The sequence below is a fragment of the Bacillus sp. AFS001701 genome (genome assembly GCF_002559405.1).
Lineage (GTDB): Bacteria > Bacillota > Bacilli > Bacillales > Bacillaceae_G > Gottfriedia.
Genome location: NZ_NTZO01000483.1, coordinates 1 through 5,334 on the forward strand (window position 1 = coordinate 1; position 5,334 = coordinate 5,334).

A 5,334-nucleotide genomic window follows, 5' to 3' on the forward strand; every position below is an offset into this window, starting at 1 on the left:
ACTGTAACTCTAGTTTCAAATAAAGATGAACAACTTCAAGTTCCACTATCAGATGCTTTTTTCACTAGGGTTGACGACTAACTTTTCCTTTTTTTACTAACTGAACTACTCAGATTAATCTTACAGGACTTATATTTTTGGGAAGTTTTCACATACTAGTTGTAATTGAATTCATAAAGCTTTGAAACTGAGGGGAAAGTATGAATAAGGTTTTATATATTAAATTACTTAATCGAATCGTTGTACAAGTTGGTAAACGTGTACATCTAAGAGAGATTGCACGATTACAAGGGATTAATGTTGATTTAACCAAAATTCAAAACATCATTGTACATGAATCAAAAAAGGAGGATGGTACACATACACTTATTGATATTCTAGAGCTTTTACCACTAATTCTTGAAATTGAACCTGATATTTCGTTCGAGCTCGTTGGAGTGACAATGTGCATAATAGAACTTAAAAATGAAGTTTCAAAGGATCGTTTCATTCTGTTTTGTTTCGTTTGGATCTTGTTATTTACAGGTTCTTCATTAGCAATTATTTATTTCCATGAAGATGTTAGCATGCAGCAGGTTCAACAACGAATTTACTATATGATTACAGGAGAACATAATCATAAACCTTTATTACTTCAAGTACCATATTCTTTTGGATTAGGAATTGGGATGATTTTATTTTTTAATCAATGGTTTAAGACTAGATTAAACGAAGAACCGAGTCCTCTTGAAGTAGAAATGTTTCAGTATCAACGCTCAATGGATGAATATGTGTTAGTAAACGAAAATAAAAAGCCAAACAAAAGTGTAAATACCGATGATTAGAGAGTTGTTTATAGTGTTTGTAGGTTTTTCAGGAGGTATTGCTGTTGGTACGGGCTTTGTAGCATTTTTATCGGTTATTGGAATTATTCCAAGACTAACGCAGTTAACAAAAACGATTAAAAAAATTCGAGCTTATGAGTTTGCAGTTATTTTAGGTGCACTTTTTGGTTGCTGGATTAGTTTGCGAAATACCGTATTTAATTTGCCGAATATATTTTCAGTTTTTATCGGTCTGTTAGCAGGTATTTTTATTGGAATGTTAGCTGCAGCATTAACCGAAGTTTTAAACGTTTTTCCAATATTAGCAAAACGAATTGGCATTCAAAAGAAAATTGTCTACTTATTAATGGCAATCGCACTAGGTAAAGTATTTGGGTCGTTATTTCATTGGATTTATTTTATAGAGTAAAGGATGGATGAAATGAGTGGGAAATTAAAAGCTAATTATAAAGAGAATATAAAACCATACCAACCGAAAAAGCCAGTATTAAAAAATTGTATTAAAGCATTTTTAGTTGGAGGATTTATCTGTTTTTTAGGAGAGTGTATTACAAAGATTTATATTAACTATTTTAATTTTACTGAAAAAAATGTAGGTGATCCAACTGTAGCTACACTTGTTTTAATTTCTAGCTTACTAACAGGGTTAGGTATATATGACAAAATTGGACAATTTGCAGGTGCAGGATCTGCTGTTCCTGTTACAGGCTTTGCCAACTCTATGACAAGTGCTGCTATGGAACATAGAAGTGAAGGTCTAGTTTTAGGGGTTGCAACAAATATGTTTAAACTAGCTGGTTGTGTAATTGTTTATGGAGTTGTTTCGGCATATGTCGTTGGAATGATACGATACGCATTTAAAGTATTCTTTTAGGAGGTGACTACATATGGCTTTAGTCGGTAAACAAACTTGGGAGTTTCAAAATGGTGTTTATGTTCAGGCATCTGGAACCGCTGTAGGACCAAGAGAAAACTTGGGACTATTAGCTGGTAAATTTGATTATGCTTATGAAGATTTACATTGTAATGAAGATAATTGGGAATTAGCAGAAAGAGCATTAATGAGAAATGCAATTTCAGTTGCACTAAAAAAAGCAAACAAAACCGTAGAAGATATCGATGTTTTTTTAGCAGGTGATTTATTAAATCAAAATGTTACTGCGAACTTTATGGCAAGGGAATTGCAACTTCCTTTTTTATGTATGTTTGGAGCGTGCTCAACTTCAATGGAAACAGCTGCACTTGGTGCTCAGTTAATCGATAGTGGTTATGCAAAAATGGCATTGGCAGCAACAAGTAGCCATAATGCTACTGCTGAAAGGCAATATAGATATCCTACAGAATACGGTGGACAAAAACCAGATTCTGCAACTTTTACAGTGACTGGTGCAGGAAGTGTTCTCCTTTCAAATAAAAAAAGCAAAATAAAAGTAAAATGCGCCACAATCGGTACAGTTCAGGATTTAGGTTTAACAGATCCATTCGACATGGGTTCTGCGATGGCACCAGCAGCAGCCTATACAATCGTACAACACTTTAAGGACACAAATACGACACCTGATGATTATGATTTTATCGTAACTGGAGATCTTTCAGCTGTAGGCGCACCAATTTGCGAACAACTTGTTAGAGAAGAAGGATATGATATGGCAGGAAAATACAATGATTGTGGATTGCTAATCTATGATCGAGAAAATCAGGAAGTTTTTGCTGGGGGAAGTGGATGTGCTTGTTCAGCAGTTGTAACATATGGTCATTTATTTCAAGAGTTAAATAAAGGTACTTATAAACGAATTTTAGTAGCGGCAACCGGTGCTCTATTAAGCCCAACAATGATTCAACAGAAAGAATCAATTCCAACTATTTCACATGCTGTCGTTTTCGAAAGCTGTTAGGAGGTGTTCAGATGGATTTTGTTAATGCTTTTATAGTAGGAGGTCTAATTTGTGTAGTTGGCCAATTATTTTTTGATTTCACAAAATTAACACCAGGGCATGTGATGTGCATATTTGTAGTAATTGGGTCAATTTTAGATGGGTTTGGAATTTACGATAAGCTAATAAAATTTGCTGGTGCAGGTGCAACCGTTCCAATTACTAGTTTTGGGCATTCCTTATTACATGGAGCAATGGCAGAAGCAAGTGATCACGGATTTATTGGTATTGGAATGGGGATCTTTTCACTAACCTCATCTGGAATATCAGCAGCAATTTTATTCTCATTTATAATTGCACTTATTTTTAAGCCAAAAGGTTAACTTATGAAAAAGAAAAGGATCATTATCGTAACCGACGGAGATGTTTATGCACATCGGAGTATTGAGTATTTGGCAAAACAATTTGGCGGATGCACAATATCACAATCGCAAGGTAATCCCACTAAGTTCTCTGGAAAGAGAATGGTTGAAATCATAATGCAAGCACAAAAAGAACCAGTATTTGTATTGTTTGATGATAGTGGCTTTATGGGAGAAGGTCCTGGAGAAAAAGCTTTAAAATATGTAGCGAGTGATAAACATATTGAAGTTATTGCTGCACTTGCAGTAGCATCAAATACACATCACCAAGAATGGACAAAAGTGGATGTAAGCATTGATAACGAAGGGAATTTAACTGAATACGGTGTCGATAAGTATGGAGTACCTGATATTGAAATCGGGAGAATAAATGGAGACACCGTTTATAATTTAGATCAACTAAATATTCCTTTCATTTTAGGAATCGGCGATATTGGAAAAATGGGTGGAAGAGATGATATTGAAATCGGTTCACCCATTACAAGAAAAGCAATTGAATATATCCTCGAGAGGAGTGAACTCCAATGACTACGAAAAAAGAGCCGACAAAACTTACAAATAAACTAGTTACAAATGCTCATACAATAAGTGATCGTATAGGGTATGGAGTAAGTTTTGATGTCGGAAAACGTGTGATCTTTGTAAATAAAGTTGAAGTTAATCTATATTATGTTAACGGATTAACGGATACAAGCTTTATTCAAAGATTTTTAGATGACTTAATTGGGTTAGAAAAAGTCGAGAAAAATAAATCAATGTTTAAAAATATTGAGGATACAATTGTCCATCAATCAGTAGAGATCGTTTTAACATTTGAAGATGTTATAAAGAAAGTATTATCTGGTTTAATTGTAGTATTAGTTGATGGAGAAGATAAAGGACTTGCAGTCGATGTTAGGAGTTATCCTGGACGTGGTCCAACAGAACCAGATACCGAGCGAGTAGTACGTGGATCACGAGATGGTTTTACTGAAAACATTATTAATAATACTGGCCTAATTAGAAGACGTATTCGCGATGAAAATTTAAGAAATGAAATTCTTCAAGTAGGTGAAAGTTCAAAGACAGATGTATGTTTATCGTATATAGAAGGTTTAGCGCACGAGGAACTTGTAAAAGAAGTTCGGGATCGAATTACAGGTATCCACGTTGATGGTCTTACAATGACAGATAAGAAATTAGAGGAATTTATATTAAAGCAAGGATATAATCCATTTCCTTTAGTTAGATATTCGGAAAGACCTGACGTTGTTGCAAACCACATTCTAGAAGGTCATGTATGTATTATCGTGGATACTTCTCCAAGTGTAATCATTACGCCGGCAACGTATTACCACCATATGCAACATGCAGAAGAATTCAGACAAACTCCTACAGTTGGTACATTCCTTCGATGGTGTCGTTATATAGGAATTTTTATGTCAGTCTTTTTATTACCATTTTGGTTACTATTATGTAATTATCCAGAGGTATTACCAAAATCATTAAGTTATATTGGTCCAAAGGAAACAAGTAATATTCCAATTTATTTACAATTAATTATTGCCGATATGGGGATTGAATTCCTGCGAATGGCAAGTATACATACACCAAATGCTGTTTCCACTTCGATGGGGATTATTGCAGCAGTATTGATTGGGCAAGTCGCAATTGATGTAGGACTTTTCCAGCCGGAAGTAGTACTATATACGGCTGTGTCAATGATAGGATCATATGCAACGCCTAGTTATGAGCTAGCCCTTGCAAATAAATTGGCCAAATTTTTTATATTAATTTTAACTGCAATATTAGGTGTTAAAGGATTTATGATTGGTTCAACATTATTTATACTGTTTTTAGCGGGCCTAAATACTTTAAATACACCTTATTTTTGGCCATTTATCCCATTTGATGGCAGAGCCTTCTGGCATTTAGTTATCCGTACAAAAGCTAGTGAAAGCCAACATCAAAAAGGTGGAAAAACAATCGGTGATGCCACCATTTAATCTGGTAAGTTAAAATAAAATAGGGGGTGTCTTAGGAGTCAAATTAACTGGTAAATAGACGCCCTCATATTAATTTTAATATATGTACTAGCGCTAGGGAGGGGATCTCAACAGCGCTTCATTTGTATTAGATAAAACCGACCCCTTTTTGCAGCTCGATGCTTAGGCGAGACTCACCTCGCTTTTCTTAATTGACAACTTCCTTTTTAACTGCAACAAACCCGGTTAC

At 34.8% G+C, this 5,334-nt stretch carries 7 protein-coding genes; all 7 read left to right on the top strand.

Annotated features, from left to right (window positions below):
• Nucleotides 1–200 precede the first annotated feature (200 nt).
• The 7 genes from CN514_RS21430 to CN514_RS21460 are packed head-to-tail and all read left to right on the top strand — an operon-like array spanning nt 201 to nt 5,105.
• Entirely contained in the window at nt 201–824 is a 624-nt protein-coding gene (locus CN514_RS21430) for a stage V sporulation protein AA (RefSeq protein WP_098234316.1), read from the top strand.
• Entirely contained in the window at nt 817–1,233 is a 417-nt protein-coding gene (locus tag CN514_RS21435; RefSeq protein ID WP_098234317.1) for a stage V sporulation protein AB, read from the top strand. The genes CN514_RS21430 and CN514_RS21435 overlap by 8 nt, the downstream gene beginning before the upstream one ends.
• Before the next feature lie 12 nt (nt 1,234–1,245).
• A complete protein-coding gene (gene spoVAC / locus CN514_RS21440; protein ID WP_098234318.1) occupies nt 1,246–1,698 on the top strand; it encodes a stage V sporulation protein AC in 453 nt (150 codons plus the stop codon).
• A gap of 13 nt (nt 1,699–1,711) precedes the next feature.
• On the top strand, nt 1,712–2,719 hold the full coding sequence (spoVAD, locus tag CN514_RS21445) for a stage V sporulation protein AD (RefSeq protein WP_098234319.1): 1,008 nt from the start codon (nt 1,712–1,714) through the stop codon (nt 2,717–2,719).
• Nucleotides 2,720–2,730: 11 nt separating this feature from the next.
• Nucleotides 2,731–3,081: a stage V sporulation protein AE gene (gene spoVAE / locus CN514_RS21450; protein ID WP_098234320.1), complete on the top strand. Its 351-nt coding sequence runs from the start codon at nt 2,731–2,733 to the stop codon at nt 3,079–3,081.
• A gap of 3 nt (nt 3,082–3,084) precedes the next feature.
• Nucleotides 3,085–3,648, top strand: a complete 564-nt coding sequence (gene spoVAEA, locus CN514_RS21455; RefSeq protein WP_069031813.1) for a stage V sporulation protein SpoVABEA — start codon at nt 3,085–3,087, stop codon at nt 3,646–3,648.
• Entirely contained in the window at nt 3,645–5,105 is a 1,461-nt protein-coding gene (locus tag CN514_RS21460) for a spore germination protein (protein ID WP_098234321.1), read from the top strand. The genes spoVAEA and CN514_RS21460 overlap by 4 nt, the downstream gene beginning before the upstream one ends.
• The last annotated feature ends 229 nt before the right edge of the window (nt 5,106–5,334 follow it).